Origin of the sequence: Aquipluma nitroreducens (genome assembly GCF_009689585.1) — a bacterium.
GTDB classification, from domain to species: domain Bacteria; phylum Bacteroidota; class Bacteroidia; order Bacteroidales; family Prolixibacteraceae; genus Aquipluma; species Aquipluma nitroreducens.
In genome coordinates, this window is record NZ_AP018694.1 from 2,879,731 (window position 1) to 2,898,340 (window position 18,610).

General features: G+C 40.9%; 10 protein-coding genes. All 10 read left to right on the top strand.

Features of this window, described 5'->3' with window-relative positions; genetic code table 11:
- Nucleotides 1-211 precede the first annotated feature (211 nt).
- The 10 genes from AQPE_RS12140 (at nt 212) to AQPE_RS12185 (ending at nt 18,555) form a co-directional block, all read left to right on the top strand.
- Nucleotides 212-1,306 (top strand): phosphotransferase enzyme family protein, encoded by a 1,095-nt coding sequence (locus tag AQPE_RS12140; RefSeq protein WP_318346762.1) that lies wholly within the window; start codon nt 212-214, stop codon nt 1,304-1,306.
- Between the two features lie 73 nt (nt 1,307-1,379).
- Entirely contained in the window at nt 1,380-2,024 is a 645-nt protein-coding gene (locus tag AQPE_RS12145; RefSeq protein WP_318346763.1) for a carbohydrate-binding family 9-like protein, read from the top strand.
- Between the two features lie 79 nt (nt 2,025-2,103).
- On the top strand, nt 2,104-2,655 hold the full coding sequence (locus AQPE_RS12150; RefSeq protein WP_318346764.1) for an RNA polymerase sigma factor: 552 nt from the start codon (nt 2,104-2,106) through the stop codon (nt 2,653-2,655).
- 211 nt (nt 2,656-2,866) lie between these two features.
- Nucleotides 2,867-3,856, top strand: coding sequence for a FecR family protein (locus AQPE_RS12155; RefSeq protein ID WP_318346765.1), 990 nt, complete (start codon nt 2,867-2,869; stop codon nt 3,854-3,856).
- A gap of 184 nt (nt 3,857-4,040) precedes the next feature.
- A complete protein-coding gene (locus tag AQPE_RS12160) occupies nt 4,041-7,538 on the top strand; it encodes a TonB-dependent receptor (RefSeq protein ID WP_318346766.1) in 3,498 nt (1,165 codons plus the stop codon).
- Between the two features lie 22 nt (nt 7,539-7,560).
- Nucleotides 7,561-9,324, top strand: coding sequence for a RagB/SusD family nutrient uptake outer membrane protein (locus AQPE_RS12165; protein ID WP_318346767.1), 1,764 nt, complete (start codon nt 7,561-7,563; stop codon nt 9,322-9,324).
- Between the two features lie 100 nt (nt 9,325-9,424).
- Nucleotides 9,425-10,291 carry an endonuclease/exonuclease/phosphatase family protein gene (locus tag AQPE_RS12170; RefSeq protein WP_318346768.1) on the top strand — a complete coding sequence of 289 codons (867 nt, stop codon included), beginning with the start codon at nt 9,425-9,427 and terminating at the stop codon, nt 10,289-10,291.
- Nucleotides 10,292-10,664: 373 nt separating this feature from the next.
- Nucleotides 10,665-14,429: a family 43 glycosylhydrolase gene (locus AQPE_RS12175; protein ID WP_318346769.1), complete on the top strand. Its 3,765-nt coding sequence runs from the start codon at nt 10,665-10,667 to the stop codon at nt 14,427-14,429.
- Nucleotides 14,430-14,441: 12 nt separating this feature from the next.
- On the top strand, nt 14,442-16,397 hold the full coding sequence (locus AQPE_RS12180; protein WP_318346770.1) for a glycoside hydrolase family 127 protein: 1,956 nt from the start codon (nt 14,442-14,444) through the stop codon (nt 16,395-16,397).
- A 178-nt stretch (nt 16,398-16,575) separates the two neighbouring features.
- A complete protein-coding gene (locus AQPE_RS12185) occupies nt 16,576-18,555 on the top strand; it encodes a glucosidase family protein (RefSeq protein WP_318346771.1) in 1,980 nt (659 codons plus the stop codon).
- Nucleotides 18,556-18,610 lie beyond the last annotated feature (55 nt).

Below are 18,610 nucleotides of genomic sequence, written 5' to 3' on the forward strand. Positions count from 1 at the left end.
CTGTTTTATTTCAAGAGCCAGTTGGGAACAATATTCCATGATAAAAATAGATTTGTCCATATGCTGGATGACTATAAAGCAAAATTTGATGGAATCAACCGGGAGTTTATTTCCTTAAAATCGCATCAAAAAACAAATATTGGGAAGTCATTGTTCATACTCTGAAAAGGAATATATCTTTGAGCTTGTCAAAACAAATAAACCAACAACCATGAATCTGGAACAAATAGCTGCAAAATTTCAATTGGAAGGAACTGTTGATCGGGTTGAACCGATGGGAGAGGGGTTCATCAACGATACTTTTATTATTCGAACAAAAGAACGCGAAACGCCTGATTATCTTCTTCAGCGAAAAAATAAACGGATTTTCCATCCCATCCCTGCAATGATGGAGAACATCGAGAAGGTTTGCGCCCATATTAAAAAGAAAGTCTCTGAAAAGAATGGAGATCCGATGCGTGAAGCCATGACCGTTGTTCGGGCAAAAGATGGGAAATTGTATTTTCAGGACGAGGACGATGAATTTTGGGCCGTTTGTGTGTTTATTAGCGACACCGTTGCCTATCAATCGGCAAAAACTCCCGAATTGGCTTTTCAGGGTGGAAAAGGGATTGGGTTGTTTCAGTCGATGGTTTCCGATCTGAAAGAGCCGCTCACCGATATTTTGCCCGGATTCCATAATATCCGTTATCGCTTTAACCAGTGGGATGCTGTGTTGGCCAAAGATCCGGTAGACCGGAAGGCAAAACTGTCCAGCGAAATTGCCTGGATTGAAAGTCGCCGCGACAACATGCTCGACTTCTGGAAACTGGTTGAATCGGGTGAAATTCCGACTAGGGTCACTCATAACGACACTAAAATCAATAATATTTTGTTTGACCTGAATGGTGAAGTTTTGTGCGTCATCGATTTGGATACTGTTTTGAATAGCACTTGTCTGAACGATTTTGGCGATGCTATGCGTTCGTACACCAATACCGGCGCGGAAGACGATGAAAATCTGGATGCCGTTTCGTGCGATATTTCGATTTTTGAAGGTTTTACTAAGGGCTATCTTTCGCAGGCAAAAAGCTTCCTGACTGATAAAGAACTGGAATACCTTGCTTTTTCGGCAAAATACATCACTTATGAACAGGTTCTGCGTTTTCTGATGGATTACATTGATGGCGACAAATATTATAAAATCAAAAGTCCGGATCACAATTATCAACGAACCGTGGCCCAGTATAAACTGCTGACCAGTATGGAGGAACAATACGATGAAATGTGCCGGATTGTGCGCACTGTTGCTGCTGAGTTGGATTAATCAGCATGCAGAAGCCGACAGTTACAAAACAAACATTCAAACCCCGGAGAAATCTGAATTAAAAAACGAAACAATGAAAGTCCATCAAATACTCGAAGGTTTTTCAAATCCGCCGCTGGAACTGATTTCCGAGACGCTCGATCTGGAAATTGAACCTCTAAAACTTGACGTGGTGAACTGGGAAGATTTTCCCTATCACCCTGAAGTAACTGTGCAAATTGCATACAACGAGGAGGAACTTTTTCTTCAGTATCAGGTTTCTGAGCAATCGGTTAAAGCCGAAGTTACAAAAAGTAATGGCCGGGTTTGGACAGATAGCTGTGTTGAATTTTTCCTTTCGCCAGACGGGAATGACGAATATTACAACTTTGAAATGAATTGTATTGGTACGGCCTTATTGGGCTTCCGAAAGAAAGGTGATGCTACGGTTCATGCTTCGGATGAACAAATTACTTCTATTCGCCGGATTTCATCGCTTGGAAGTTCGGCTTTCCCGGAGTTGAAAAAACAGACTGAATGGCAGATTACGGTTGCAATTCCTTGGCAAGTATTCTTTAAACACAACCTAAAACCAGCTTCAGGAACAAAAATGCGCGGAAATTTTTATAAATGTGGCGACGAATTAAGTGTTCCTCATTTCGTTTCGTGGACCAAAATAAAAACCGAAAAACCGAGTTTTCATAATCCTGAATTTTTTGGTGGACTGGAGCTCGAGTAGCAAAGAGCATGGAGCAGTGGACAAAGAGAATAGAGGAATAATTTTTCTATCATTGTATTCCTGAAACTGAGAGAGAAAAATGAAACTGACCGATGATCTTTTAATAGTTGGTATTAAAAAGGATGATTATGCTTGTTATAATCAGCTTTTTATGCGCTATTACAGTCGGCTTTGTGCATTTGTTTTTAACCTTACACAAAATTACAGTGCTTCCGAAGACGTTGTTCAGGAGCTTTTTATCAGGCTGTGGATTCAACGCGGAAAGCTTGAAATTAAAGAAAGTACTTCCGGGTATTTATATCGTGCCTCAAAGAATGCCGCCCTCAATTACCTGCGTGCCGAAAAAAGCCGCCAGAAATCAATTCAAAATATGCCGGTCCAGGAATGGCAAATAGATGAAGATCAGATAGAACAGATCGAATTCAGTGTCGCACTAAACAAGTGCATCGAACAATTGCCCGATCGGAGTCGCGATGTGTTCATGAAAAGCCGATTCGATGGCCTCAGGCAACAGGAAATATCTGACCAATTAGGTATTTCGGTAAAAACCATCAAAAATCAAATCTGGAAATCGTTGCAATTTCTGAAAGCCTGCCTCGAACTGCATGAAGCGTTTGAGCATGGGGCATAGGGCAAGGCGCAAAGAGTTGGGTGAACGAAGACGGAAGATCGGAATACTGCTGGAACTGTAATGTCAATCAGTCATCCCGATGAATATCTGGATCTCATAATTATTGACTTCAACGATATTTTGTTCTGCCCCAAATCCTTTTTTCAAAAAAGTACAACTCCAATAGGACCTTTTCTGTTTTGATGTGTCAGCAATGTAAATAAACCGAAAAATGGAAGAGCAATTTCCGTTAGGAGAACATTTGGTTGATCATTTGCTAAATGAGGAGCAGTCTTCAGCGGCAGATTCTCTGTTGAATGAATGGCAAAAGTCCAATCCTGAAAACATGAATGAATTTGGGAAGTATCAAAAAATATGGAATGCAACCGCTGACGTTTTAACCCTCCAAAAATTTGACTCCGAAAGAGCCTGGAATCATGTTGATTCGACACTAGAAACCCTAAAAACACGTACCAGACGACTTAAAAATATTGTTTTGGTTGTTTCTGGGATGGCTGCCTCGCTGTTAATTTTCTTAAGTCTTTCATTTTATACCGACTTATTTTCAACTTCAGGAGCAACTTTATCTATGCGCACTACTTATGGAAGCCGCTCCGAAGTGGTTCTTCCTGATGGCTCAATCGTAAAACTCAATGCCGGATCGAATCTTGATTATCATTATGATAAAATTAACCAAACCCGAAAAGTTGATTTTAGTGGGGAAGCATTTTTTGAAGTTGCCAAAAGCAAAAAACCTTTTGTGATTGAAACATCAGATGGATTGAAAGTGAAAGTTTTGGGAACCAAATTCAACTTGAGTACTTATCCGGAGGACCGAATGGCACAGACATCATTGTTTGAAGGAAAAGTTGAACTGAGCCAGAAGGGATCTCCTAGTTTGATCCTGGAACCTGGGCAAATGGCTATATTGGATAAAAAATTGAACGAAATAAAATACACCGAAGGTGAGATCTCACATACAACCAGTTGGATGCAAAACAAGTTGTATATGGAAAACATGTCGCTTCATGAGGTGTGTACTAAGCTTGAACGGTGGTATGATGTTAGGATTACGCTTGTTAGCAGTGATTTGGGAGAAAAAATTCATTACACTGGAGTATTGAAAGAACAAACGGTTTTAGATGTTTTGAATGCGCTTTGTCATCTGAGTTCTATCAGTTATAAACTTAATGGAAAGGAAATAACAATATCGGGAAAATAGCGAACCTATATCTCTTAATAAAAAACGGAAGATGTTTCAGCATCTCCCGTCAGTTTTTTAGATAATAAATTGAATGCTACGAACATTCAATTGAGTAATTAACTAATTGCACTACAAATTTATGAAAAAAATTTATGAATCAGGGGGAGGCATATGTCTCATTCCCAAAAAGCTCTTGTTGGTTATGAAACTAACTGCCTTTTTTATTGTGGTTCTAACGATGCAGGTTACGGCAACAGTTTATTCTCAGAATAAGAAGTTGTCATTGAACATGCAGGGAAACTCCATAAAGGAAGTGCTTCAGCAAATCGAAGCCCAGTCGGAGTACCGTTTTATTTACGAAAACGAGAAAGTGAATCTCGATACCAAAGTAAGTATCCGGGTAACCGACGAAGTGGTTGATAAAATTCTGAAACAGTTATTTGAAAAGGATGGCATCAATTATTCGATAACGGATAATAACCTGATTTTGATTAATCCTTCCGAAAGACAGATGAAAAGTATTGGGAAAGAATCAATCAATTTACAACAGCAAAAATCCATTTCGGGTAAAGTTACCGATTATACAGGAGCAACCTTGCCCGGAGTTTCAGTACTTGTGAAAGGTACAACTAACGGAACTATAACTGATGAAAATGGGAATTATTCGCTTTCTAAAGTTGCTGATAATGCAATTTTGCAGTTTTCGTTTGTGGGGATGAAATCACAGGAAATTTCAGTTGGGGGTAAAGCAATCATTAATGTTGCTCTTATGGAAGAAGCTATTGGAATAGAAGAAGTTGTTGCTGTTGGTTACGGGGTTCAGAAAAAAGCTAATCTGACTGGATCGGTTGACCAGGTGACCAGTGAGGTTTTTGAAAACCGTACAATGGCCAATCTTTCTCAAGGATTGAAAGGCGTTATGCCCAATCTGAATATCCGTTTAATGGATGGTAAACCTAACCAATCTCCAAGTTATAATATCAGAGGAACCACCTCTATTGGACAGGGTGGTAGTGCATTAATTCTTATTGATGGTGTAGAGGGTGACCCTAGCTTATTAAACCCAAACGATATTGCTAGTGTTTCTATGCTTAAAGATGCTGCTTCAGCCTCAATTTACGGTGCGAGAGGAGCTTTTGGAGTAGTACTGATTTCCACTAAGAATCCGACAAAGGGCAAAACAAGTGTGACCGTTACGTCAAATTATTCAATTAAAAGCCCGGTAGCGACTCCGGATTTTGTTACTGACGGTTATACATGGGTAAAAATGTTTTCAGAAGCTTTTTTGAATGGAGATGGTTCTTTCCCACAGAACATTAACAAAACCCAGAAGTTTTCGCAGTCTTACCTCGACGAGTTCAAAAAACGATCTGAGTCTGGACAGCCGTATAATCAAGTAGAGGTTGATCCGGTTACTGGTGAGTATGTATATTATGGCAGTACTGATTGGTATGGATTGCTTTATAAAAAGACAACCAGTTCAACAGAAAATAATGTTACTGTTAGCGGAAGTAGTGAGAAAGCTTCCTATCTGGTTTCTGGCCATTTAAATACTCAAAATGGACTATTTCGCTACAATACTGATGATTATAATCTAAAAAACTTCCGGGCCAAAGGATCAATACAAGTATTCCCATGGTTTGTAGTTGATAATAACACCGATTATTCTGAGTCGAATTATCACAACCCTTTGAATGTTGGTGAAGGAGGTGGTATTTGGAGGAATATTGGTGATGAGGGTCACCCTTCAGGCACATTGTTCAATCCCGACGGTTCTCTGACAATGGTTGCTGCATATAATGTGGGCGATTTTTGGTATGGGAAGAATGGAATTGATACTAAAAAGAGAGTAGTCAAAAATACCACTGGGTTTACATCCACTTTCTTTAATAATAAGTTTAGAGTAAAAGGGGATTTTACTTTTCGGAATACAATTAATAATACGACACAGAGACGTGTTCAAGTACCCTATAGTTCAAAACCAGGAGTTACTGCTTTTGTTGGAACTACAACCAATGATCTAAGTTATGACAAAAGGGAAACTCAGTATATTGCAACTAACCTTTACTCAGAGTACGAAAATAAGTTTAAGGATGCGCACTATTTAAAGTTTTTGGTTGGCTATAATTATGAAGAATCGACTTATCAGAGACTTGCAGTGCAAAGAAACGGTATTATTTACGAAGATGCTACAGACCTTAATTTAGCACTTGGTCAATCAATAACCACAGGGGGTGGATGGGAAAAATGGAATATACTTGGAGGTTTCTCTAGGTTGAATTATTCATTTAAAGACCGATACTTGATTGAGGTCAATGCCCGTTATGATGGTTCTTCCAAATTTCCCTCAACCCAGCGATATGCTTTCTTCCCATCAATATCTGGAGGATGGCGCTTGTCAAAAGAAGCTTTCTGGAATGTTTCGCCAAAATTTCTGTCTGATGTGAAACTCAGGGCTTCCTATGGATCATTAGGAAATGGGAACATTAACTCTTACATCTATCAAGAGCAATTTAGTATTGCTCAGTCCTCAAACATACTTAACGGTGTAAAACCTCCATATACAAGCACCCCAAGCGTTCTTCCTGACGGAATTACATGGGAAACATCAACCACTACAGACCTTGGTCTGGACTTTTCGATGTTTGATAACCGCTTAAGTTTTGTTGGCGATATGTACGTTCGTAATACCACCAACATGTTTACGATTGGGTTAACTCTTCCTGCAACTTTTGGAGCAACAGCACCCAAGGGTAATTATGCCGATTTACTTACGAAAGGTTGGGAAGTTTCGGTTTTATGGCGCGATAAATTCAAGCTTGCTCAAAAACCATTCAACTATGATATCAGGTTAACTCTTTCAGACAACACCGCAAAGGTTACACGATACAATAATCCAGACAAACTACTTTCTGATTATTATGAAGGACAGGTTATAGGAGAAATTTGGGGTTATGAAACAGAAGGATTTTTTACAGACCAGGCTGACATTGACTCGCACGCGAAACAAAGTCCTCAAATGAGGGCATCCCCAACAAACATCTGGTATCCTGGAGACATAAAGTTGAGGGACTTAAATAATGATGGATTTATCAATATTGGTGCAAATAAGGTATCAGATCCAGGCGACCGTAAAATTATTGGGAATAGCTCTCCGAGATATACTTTTGGGATAAATCTTGGTGCCGATTGGAATAATTTCTTTGTTTCAACATTCTTTCAAGGGGTTGGAAAACAGGACTGGTACCCGAGTACTGAATCTGAGTTTTTCTGGGGGCAATACAATAGACCATATAACAACATACCTAGTTTTCATCTTGGAAATATGTGGACGCCCGAAAATACTGACGCTTATTTCCCAAGAACAATGTCTCGTGCTGCAAGCAATGCAACCACAAGGGAGCTTGGAGTTGCTCAAACCAGATATTTACAGAACGTTGCCTATATAAGGATGAAAAGTTTTCAATTTGGTTATAGCATACCTAAAAATTTGATTTCTAAGATCGGTGCGAATGAAATAAAGGTCTATTTTTCAGGTGAGAATCTTTGGTCATGGTCTCCTCTTTATAAGCTTGTAAAACATATTGATGTAGAGAATACAGGGCCGTCTGATCAGCTCTTTACGTCTAGTAATGCAGGTGATGGTTATAACTATCCGATGTTAAAAAGTCTGTCATTTGGATTATCCGTAGCATTCTAACCAATTCTTAAAATTTACTATTATGAAAAGATATTTTTTACTAATTTTCCTTATAGCTACCCTTTTTACTAGTTGCGAATTGGAACAGGAACCGGTATCTACAGCTTCAAAATCGTCTGTTTTTGGCAGCCAGCAGGGATTAGATTTATATGCCAATTCATTCTATTCTATATTGCCTGGTCGATCAACAAATCTGGACGCCATGTCTGATTATATGGCGGTTAAATCAGTTTTTACATTTGTTCAGCAAGGTGCTTTCACATCAACGTTAAGCACTGGGTGGACATGGACTGACTTAAGGAATATTAATTACTTCATTGCAAATTGTAAAGATCCCAAGGTTGCTCTTGATGTTCGGAAAAATTACGTTGCAATTGCCAAGTTTTTCAGAGCTTACTTCTATTTTGAAAAGGTAAAACGATTTGGTAATGTTCCTTGGATTGGAAAACCACTTGATATATCAGACGAAATTTTGTTTGGAGGACGTGATCCGCGCACTTTAGTTATGGATTCTGTTCTATCCGACATCGACTATGCCTGCGCCAATATTAAATCAACAGTTGACCCAACACGCAGTCTAGTTACCAAATATGTGGCTTATGCCCTAAAGTCAAGGATTTGTCTTTTTGAAGGAACATTCAGAAAATATCATACGGAGTTGAACCTTCAAAATACAGCTTCTAATTGGTTGAATAATGCCGCAACTGCGGCTCAGGCAGTAATGGATGCCGGAATTTATTCGATTTATACAGCCGGAGGTGCGGGTAAATCATATCGGACTGTATTTACAAATGGTACTCCAGTCAACGAAGTAATGCTTGCCGCGATTTGTGACCTTCCATTATCCGTTCTTAATGATGCAAACTGGTATTGGACCAGTGGAACCTATGGTGACAAGGCCAGTTTTACAAGAACATTCATCAACACTTACTTGAATCTTGATGGAACTCCATTTACCAACAATCCTGATTATCAAACCATGGTATTCAAGGACGAAGTTAAAAACAGGGATTTAAGGCTCAAACAAACCATCCGTCTTGGTGATTACAAAAGAACAAGCGGTGGGGTACAGGTTCCGGCCCCTCCTTTGTTTTCCTATACATTCACGGGTTATATGCCAATTAAATGGACCCTCGATGATATGTATTATGATACAAGAGATCTAAACATCAATTCCATTTCTGAATTCCGTTATGCTGAAGTGTTATTGAATTATGCTGAAGCAAAAGCTGAAGAGGGAACTCTGACTGACGCAGATTGGGCAAAAACTGTTGGTGTTCTTCGTACCAGGGGCGGTATTACTGGTGGAATATCTTCCAAGCCTACTCTTGTTGATCCCTATCTTGTTACAAATTATTTCCCGGGCATTACAGATCCTGTAATATTGGAAGTAAGAAGAGAAAGAGGTATTGAATTATGCCTTGAAGGACTTCGATTTGCCGATATTCTCAGATGGAAAAGAGGTGAACTTATGAATCAGGAATGGAATGGATTCTATGTTCCTGAACTAAAAACACCAATGGATTTGAATGAAGATGGTATTTTAGATGTTGCATTCTTCCAGGGGACAAAGCCATCGCCAGCAGTCTCAGGAGTTACTTATGTTGACGTTTCGCCTACTGCCAGCGGAAAAGTTAATTCTCAACTTCTTAAAAATGGCACAAGTGGTGAATTAACATGGATGAATAACATCACCAGAAAGTGGGAAGATAAAATGTACTATTACCCTATTCCGAAAACAGACCTGATCACAAATCCAAATCTTGGACAAAATCCGGGATGGTAAAAAAGGGTATATAAAAAAGCAGTGTGATTATATTAAGATCCTGCAAAATTATTTTGCAGGATCTTTTTCTTATTGTATTTAAACAACCAATAAATCCGAGATGAAACCAATAATTTATATTTTATCGTTCCTGTTGATTTTTCCAATATTAGCAAGCGCTAAAAAATACGAATCAGCTAAGCAAAAAAACACAATTTCTTTCAATGTAATGACATACAATATCAGGATGAATACGTCTGAAGATGGCATTAATGCCTGGCCTTTAAGAAAAGATAAGGTAACAGGATTATTAAAATTCCATCAGCCTGATATATTTGGAGTTCAGGAAGCTTTACTTGAGCAAATGAAGGACCTTGAAAATGGATTGTCTGATTTTGACCATGTTGGAGTTGGCCGCGACGATGGAAAAACGCAAGGCGAAACTATGGCCATTTTCTTTCGCAAATCAAGATTTGAGAAATTGGCAGATGGCACCTTCTGGTTGAGTGAGAATCCCGAAAAACCAGGAATTGGTTGGGATGCTGCCTGTAACCGCACATGTACCTGGGTAAGGTTAAAAGATAAATTAAGCAAGCAGACATTTTATTTTTTCAACACCCACCTCGACCATCGTGGTAAAATTGCCCGTGTAAATGGATCAAAATTGTTATTACAGAAAATAAGTGAAATAAATAACGAGAACCTTCCTCTAATTTTAACAGGCGACTTTAATTCTACTAAAAAGGATGAACCAATAAAGATTATTAATGAAGTACTAGGTGACTCTAGAGAAAAAACTGAAACAGCGCCTTATGGCCCTGATGGAACAAGTGGCGGTTTTGATGTTAAACTTATGCCTCGAATAATAGATTATATTTTTGTAAACAATAACGTCAGAGTATTACGATATGGCATTCTGTCTGATTCGTTCGGATTGTATTACCCATCGGATCATCTGCCTGTTTTTACAGAAATGCAGATAAAATAATTTTCCAGATTTTGGTGAATAAGTTCAGGTTCAATTTACTGAACCTGAGCTTATTCCGTTTGTCAACTTATTGAAGTTGGGTTGCTAAAGATAGGCCTTTTAGAAAGTATACATTCAGTCGATTAATTCTGAGCTATGTTGTTTTGGCATTTCTCGCTGGACAATGGATTTTTGTTATTTCTAAACGCATTTTGCATGATTTTGTAATAGTCTTCACATTAACATGGAATTAAATTGTTTCCCAGTTCGTTTAGCAAGGGAAAACTTATTCTTTATTGGGAATGAGTGTGTAAATAAATTAACGTCATTTTGACGCTTCTAATTATTTCCCCATATTTGTTGGCAATAACCCATTTACTAAACTGAACTCCTAATGAAACGAACTTTTCTATTCCTGTGCCTGATGGTACTTTTAGTTGGGAAGGCAACTTTTGGCGCTGTTACTCCAATAAGCAATCAGCCTGACTCCGTTTACCTGTTTTCCTATTCCACAGAAAAAAGTGCGGGTCACAGCGGACTATATTTTGCCTGGAGCGCCGATCAGAAAAACTGGACTTCCATTGGCCCGGAAATGCGTTTCCTGTTTAGCGACTATGGCCGCTGGGGAGTTGAAAAACGAATGATTACTCCCTTTTTATTTCAGTCGTCCAACGGAATGTGGCATTGTGTATGGAGTTTGAACGAACATACCGGAACGTTTGCCCATGCTGAATCGAAAGACCTGATATACTGGTATCCTCAAACCTATCCGGTTGTGATGACCGGGAATAATTGCCTTCGGCCTGAAGTTTCATTCAAAAACAAGCAATACCAGATTTCCTGGATCAGCAACAAGAGCGGAAGGGAAAAGGCTTTTTATGTTACTACAACCGACTTTAAGAACTACACTTCGGCAACAGAAATGCCCCTAAATAACCGCCTGAATTCCCGAAAAGAAGTAAATATTTCAGGAACAAAAGAAACTGGAGCAATACATAAAGTTGCCTGGGAACTCGTTGAAAATTTACTGAATAAACAGAAATTGAATGTTTATCGCGATCAATTAGGATCGGAAAATGCAAAGACCGATTCGGTTCGGTTTGCTTCATTAAAAAGCGTAGATGCAACGATCACCATCGACAATTCGAAAAGCAAAAAAATCAGTGATCTGCTGATTGGTGTTTTTTTCGAAGACATCAATTATGCCGCCGATGGTGGATTGTATGCCGAATTGCTTCAGAACCGCGATTTTGAATTCGCGCTGAGTGATAAGGAAGGGAAAGATAAAAATTGGAATAGTACCAAAGCCTGGCATTTAATTGGCGATGGCGCTACATTCACAATTGATTCGGTTTCGCCGATTCATCCAAACAACTCGCATTTCGCCGTGTTGAAGATTGAAAAAGCTGGAGCTGGATTGGTTAACGAAGGTTGGGATGGGATCGCTGTAAAAGCCGGCGACAAATACAACTTCTCCGTTTTTGCACGCAATCCGGATATGAAAAGTAAAAAACTGCATATTCGGCTGACTGGCAAAAATGGTGAAATTTATGGCCAAACAATCGTCCAGACCAAAGCTTCAGGATGGAATAAACTGGAAGCCGTTTTGACTGCAACAATATCCGTTTCGGATGCTCATCTGGAGATTATTCCACAAACTTCAGGAACAATTGACCTAGATATGATTTCCCTGTTTCCGCAAAAAACCTTTAAGAATCATAAAAACGGGTTGCGTGCTGACTTGGCTCAGACGATTGCCGACATTCATCCAAGGTTCATTCGTTTCCCCGGAGGTTGTGTGGCTCACGGCGATGGGCTCGGCAATATTTATCGCTGGAAAAACACAGTTGGTCCGCTTGAATCGCGCAAACCGCAGAAAAATCTTTGGGGATACCATCAATCGGCAGGTTTGGGCTATTACGAGTATTTCCAGTTTTGCGACGACATTGGCGCTGAACCACTTCCGGTGATTGCCGCGGGTGTTCCTTGCCAGAACTCGGCTACCGGAGGCGCCGGACAGCAAGGCGGAATCCCAATGTGCGACATGGACAATTACGTTCAGGATGTATTGGATTTGATTGAATGGGCAAACGGCGATGTGAAAACCAAATGGGGGAAACTTCGCGCCGAAGCCGGACACCCCAAACCATTCAACCTGAAATATGTCGGGATTGGTAACGAAGATCTGATCAACGATATTTTCGAGGAACGGTTTACGATGATTTACAAGGCGGTGAAAGAAAAGCATCCGGAGATTACGGTTATCGGGACTGTTGGACCATCATTCGAAGGAACCGATTACGTGGAAGGTTGGAAAATCGCCACCAAGCTACAGGTTCCGATGGTTGACGAACATTATTATCAATCGCCGGGCTGGTTTATCAACAATCAGGACTACTACGACAAGTATGACCGATCGAAATCGAAGGTTTATCTTGGTGAATATGCTTCGTGGGGAAGTACAATTTATAACGCACTTGCTGAGGCACTTTATCTGACCTCGCTGGAACGTAACGGCGATGTGGTGAGCATGACTTCGTACGCGCCACTGCTTGCCAAAGAAGGTCATACACAGTGGAATCCCGACCTGATTTATTTTAATAACTCGGAAGTTGAACCAACCGTGAACTACTCGGTACAGCAACTTTATGGACAAAATTCAGGAGACACCTACCTGGCAAGCGACGTGAAACTTTCAGATAAAAACGAATCCATTGGGAAACGGGTTGCCGTTTCGGTGGTACGCGATAGCAAAAGCAACGATCTGATCGTGAAACTGGTAAACATGCTTCCTGTTGCGGTAAAAGCAAATGTCATTCTGAACGAAGTGGATGAGATTCGTTCGACAGCGACCCGCACCGTGCTTACCGGATTGCCTGCCGACAAAAATGCAAGGCCGGTAACCGATCAAATTTCGGTAAGCGGCGAATTTCCATACAGCATGCCGGCCTATTCATTTACAGTAATCCGGATTAATCATGAAAAACGTCCTGCTGAGCCTAAATCTGATCTGTTGAAAAAGCAGAATGTATATTTTCAAACTGAAGCAAAGAAGATTTATTTACCTGTTAAACGAGGTGCTAATTTGAGCCGGTTTAATCCTGAATTCAAAGCTGCGGAAGGTGTTTCGATAAGTCCTTCCGGAGTGCAGAATTTTGCGAAAGGTCCGGTAAATTATACGTTCAAATCAGGGGAAGGAAAAGAAATATACCAGGTTACAGCTTCGGAAGATCATAATCCGGTTTTGGAAGGTTTTTATGCCGATCCTGAAATTCTGTATTCAGAAAAAACCGGCAAATACTACCTGTATCCAACCAGCGACGGGTTCAACAACTGGTCGGGCAACTATTTTAAGGTTTTTTCTTCGGACAATCTGGTTGACTGGAAAGACGAAGGAATCATTATTGACCTGAAAAAAGATGTGAGCTGGGCCAACCGAAATGCGTGGGCGCCTTGTATTGTTGAAAAGAAAATCAACGGTGAATATAAATATTTCTACTATTTCACTGCGGCTCAGAAAATTGGAGTGGCAGTGGCCGATAACCCAACCGGACCTTTCGTTGACAGCGGCAAAGCACTGATCGATTTCAAACCAAAAGGAATTACTGGAGGTCAGGAAATTGATCCTGATGTGTTTACTAACCCGAAAACCGGGAAAAGCTATTTGTACTGGGGAAATGGATACATGGCTGCTGCTGAGCTGAATGACGACATGATCTCGATCAATTTGAAAACCATGAAACTGATGAATGTTGATGATACTTTTCGCGAGGGAAGCTATGTGATTTACCGGAACGGAACCTATTATTTCATGTGGTCGGAAGACGATACGCGCAGTCCAAACTACAAAGTTCGTTATGCAACATCTGATTCGCCGCTTGGGAAACTGACTATTCCGGAGAAAAATGTGGTGATTACGCAAAATCCGGATCAGGAAATTTATGCTACCGGCCACAATTCAGTGCTTCAGATTCCAGGGAAAGACGAATGGTACCTGGTTTATCACCGGTTTACCCGCCCCAAAGGAATTAAAATGGGAAGCCCTGCCGGATTCAATCGCGAAGTTTGCATCGACAAAATGGAATTCAATGCTGACGGATCAATCAAACAAGTTATTCCAACCCTTAAAGGAATTGAACCACTTTCAAATTCAAAATAAAACGAACCAACCATGAAATTACAAAACCTATTCATTATTGCTATTTTCATTTCGCTGGCAGCCTGTAAAAGCCAGCCCGAAAAAGTGGATTACAAAATCACCGGAGTTCCGTTTAACGAGGTAAAAATAAACGACAACTTCTGGTTACCAAAGATTGAAACCAACCGCACAGTGACTATTCCTGCATCGTTTGCCAAATGTGAGGAAACTGGCCGTGTGGAGAACTTTGTAAAAGCGGCTAAAAAAGAAGGAGCGTTTGGAACCACCTTCCCGTTTGACGACACCGATATCTACAAAATTATTGAGGGTGCATCGTACTCTATGAGTGTTCATCCCGACCCGAAACTCGATCATTACGTGGATAGTCTGATCACGATTGTCGCCGCGGCTCAGGAACCCGACGGTTATTTATATACAGCGCGAACCATCGATCCACAGCATCCACACAAATGGTCGGGCAGCGAACGCTGGGTTCAGGAATCGGTGCTTAGTCACGAATTGTACAACTCCGGACATTTGTTCGAAGCGGCTTCAGCACATTATCAGGCAACCGGCAAACGTAATTTTCTCAACATTGCCTTGAAAAATGCCGATTTGCTCGATCAGGTTTTTGGTCCCGGGAAACGCAACGACGCTCCAGGCCACGAAATCGTGGAGATGGGTCTGGTTAAACTCTATCGCATTACCGGAGAAAAAAAATACCTGAATCTGGCTAAATTTTTCATCGACAGCCGTGGAAAAGAAAATGATCCGAAAAAAGCTTATTCACAGGATCACAAACCGCTTATTCAGCAGGATGAAGCCGTTGGACATGCTGTTCGTGCCGGATATTTGTATTCCGGAGTGGCTGATGTAGCCGCACTAACCGGCGATTCGGCATATTTGGCCGCCATCGATAAAATCTGGGATAATGCCGTTTCCAAAAAGCTGTATATCACCGGGGGAATTGGAGCCCGTCATGAGGGAGAAGCGTTTGGCGACAATTACGAATTACCCAACCTGACAGCTTACAACGAAACATGTGCTGCAATTGCCAATGTTTACTGGAATTACCGTATGTTTTTGCTCCACGGCGATGCCAAATACATCGATGTACTCGAACGCAGTTTGTACAATGGGGTAATTTCAGGAGTAGGTTTGGATGGCAAAACGTTCTTCTATCCAAATCCATTGGAATGCGATATGCATTATCATTTCAATAGCGGCGAAGCGCTTGATCGTCAGCCCTGGTTCGATTGCTCGTGTTGCCCAACCAACATGTGCCGGTTTATCGCTTCTGTTCCCGGATACATTTATGCTCAGAGCAATAACGCATTGTATGTAAACCTGTTTGCCCAAAGTTCATCAACCGTCCAACTGAATAAGAAATTACCTGTCGCCATTTCTCAGGAAACGAAATATCCATGGGATGGACAGGTTAAAATCTCTGTTTCTCCTGAAAAGGCAAGCCAGTTTACACTGTGCCTGCGTATTCCGGGCTGGGCCGAAAATCAGGTTGTTCCAAGCGATTTGTATTCGTTTGTTTCACCTGAAACAGGCTTGGTTTCGGTAACGGTAAACGGAGAACCTGTTCAGTATAAAACTGAAAAAGGATATGCTGTGATTGACCGTGAATGGAAACAGGGGGATGTGGTTAGCTACAACATTCCAATGAGCATTCGCCGTGTGGAAGCCAATGCGCAGGTAGCTGATGATGCTGGCAAAGTGGCTATTGAACGTGGTCCTATCGTATATTGTCTGGAAGGTGCTGATAATGGAGCAGATTTAATGACACTTTCCCTGCCAGATTCGTCAAAACTTACTGAATCATACAATTCCGGAGAATTAAGTGGTGTAGTAACCATTTCAGGAGATGCAGAAATTGCAAAAGGTAAAAAAACGGAGGTTCGAAAATTTACTGCAATCCCTTATTTCGTATGGAACAACCGGGGTGCCGATGAAATGAAAGTCTGGATTCCGAGAAAATAAAATTCGGCACTTCTATTTTGACTGGCTTTATTGGTCTGAAGCCTAGGTTTAGATATAATGTTGTCAAATTTTTGTTTACCCCTTTATCAATTTTGATAAAGGGTTTTTTTAGTTGTTTCGGCTTAAACTTTTATTTTTATGTCATCAATCCGTTGAAGTAAACCTAACCTAACTTATTATGAAGACAATTTTCTCTATTCTCCTGATACTTTCGCTCTTAACAACTTTTGCTCAACAAAAAAAGCTTATCTGGAATATTGCTCCCGACAAAAGTATTGTCTGGCAGGTACAAAAAGGTCAGATGCATACTGACCAAATTGAGATGAGTGGTCAGCAAATCTCGTCGATTGTAACCTATGGCGTAACCGAAAAAGGTCTGTTAATAATCACGAAGAAGCTGGTATTCCCAATGTTGCGCACCATCCCGAATAATACACATGCCAGCCTGACCCGTGAATTCAACGAAGCTCAGCAACCAGCAATAATTGTTAATGGCGACAGCGTCAAAGAATTCCCTTTTGAATTTCAGCATAAAGGTGTTTTGACAATTCGGAGCAAAACAAATACTCCAATAGAAATCATCCGGAAAATATTTTCTTCGGTGAATAAAGCGGCATACATCGAATTGTTTGAATTGAATAATACTTCTGATAAACCATGCCATATTGAACTCGGTTTTGTGCCTGTGGAAATTAAAACTGATGCGCAGAATGGGGTTTACGGAGAATATACCATTCAGGCAAGCATTACAAAGAACGGAAAGTTTATGATGGAACCATCGGGCAAACTTTCGTTTGCAGTGGTTTATACCGGACGAAAACCCGGAGAAGAAAGGTACCAGTATTCGTCGGGATACGAGCTTTTGAAACGTGAAAAGTTTGTGCGGGAAGTATTTGGTAATTTAGTTCTGGAAACGCCTAATGATACGATCAACGAGGAATTTGCCTTCGCAAAAATCAGAGCCACCGAAAGCATTTACGATACCAAAGGCGGGTTGATGCATGGACCCGGTGGTGGTGCTTATTACGCGGCCATTTGGGCAAACGACCAGGCAGAATATGTGAACCCTTTTTTCCCATATTTAGGGAATCTGGAGGGAAACGAGTCGGCGATCAACAGTTACCGGCATTTTGCACGATTTATGAATCCAGAGTACAAACCCATTCCAAGTTCTATCGTTGCTGAAGGAGTTGACTTTTGGAATGGGGCTGGTGATCGTGGCGATCAGGCCATGATTGCTTATGGCGCTTCCCGTTTTTCGCTTACCTACGGAAATGAGGAAGTAGCCCGCGAATTATGGCCGTTGGTTCGGTGGTGTCTTGAATATCTCGAGCGGAAGAAAGATGCAAATGGAATTATTGGTTCTGATTCCGACGAACTGGAAGGTCGTTTCCCTGCCGGAAAATTCAACTTGTCGACCAATTCGCTGGCTTATGGAGCTTTGCTGAGTTCGGCAAATCTGGCAATAGAACTTGGGAAACCCGATACAGCTAAAATTTATCTTGAACGGGCTTTCAAGCTGAAACAAGCGATTGAAAACTATTTCGGGGCAAACGTTCAGGGATTTGATACTTACCGGTATTTTGATGGGAACGATAAATTGAGGGCGTGGATTTGCATTCCACTTACCATGGGAATCTTTGACCGAAAGGATGAAACAATCAAAGCATTGTTTTCTCCGTTGCTGTGGACCGAAAATGGGATACTGACCGAGTCGGGAAGCAAGACATTCTGGGATCGTTCTACTTTGTATGCTTTCCGTGGAATGTTTGTTGGCGGTGCAACCGATAAAGCAATGCCTTATTTCAATTACTATTCATCGCACCGGCTGTTGGGCGACCATGTTCCATATCCGGTCGAGGCCTGGCCCGAAGGGAATCAGCGCCATCTTTCAGCCGAAAGTGGTTTGTATTGCCGTACCATTACTGAGGGATTGTTCGGTTTTACTCCAACTGGCTTTAATAAGTTTAAAATCACGCCATGGTTACCCAAGGGTTGGGACTATATGAACCTGAGAAATATTCATGCTTTTGGGAAATGCTTCGATCTGGAAGTAAAGCGAAAAGGAAATTCAGAACTCATCATGGTGAAAGTTGACGGGAATGAAATCCTTCAGAAAATATGGGATAAGAAAGGAGAATTAGAGATTATTCTATGATATTAAATTACGTCTCGAAAACCGAACCCAAAATGAGTGGATCTGTCGGTAAAAT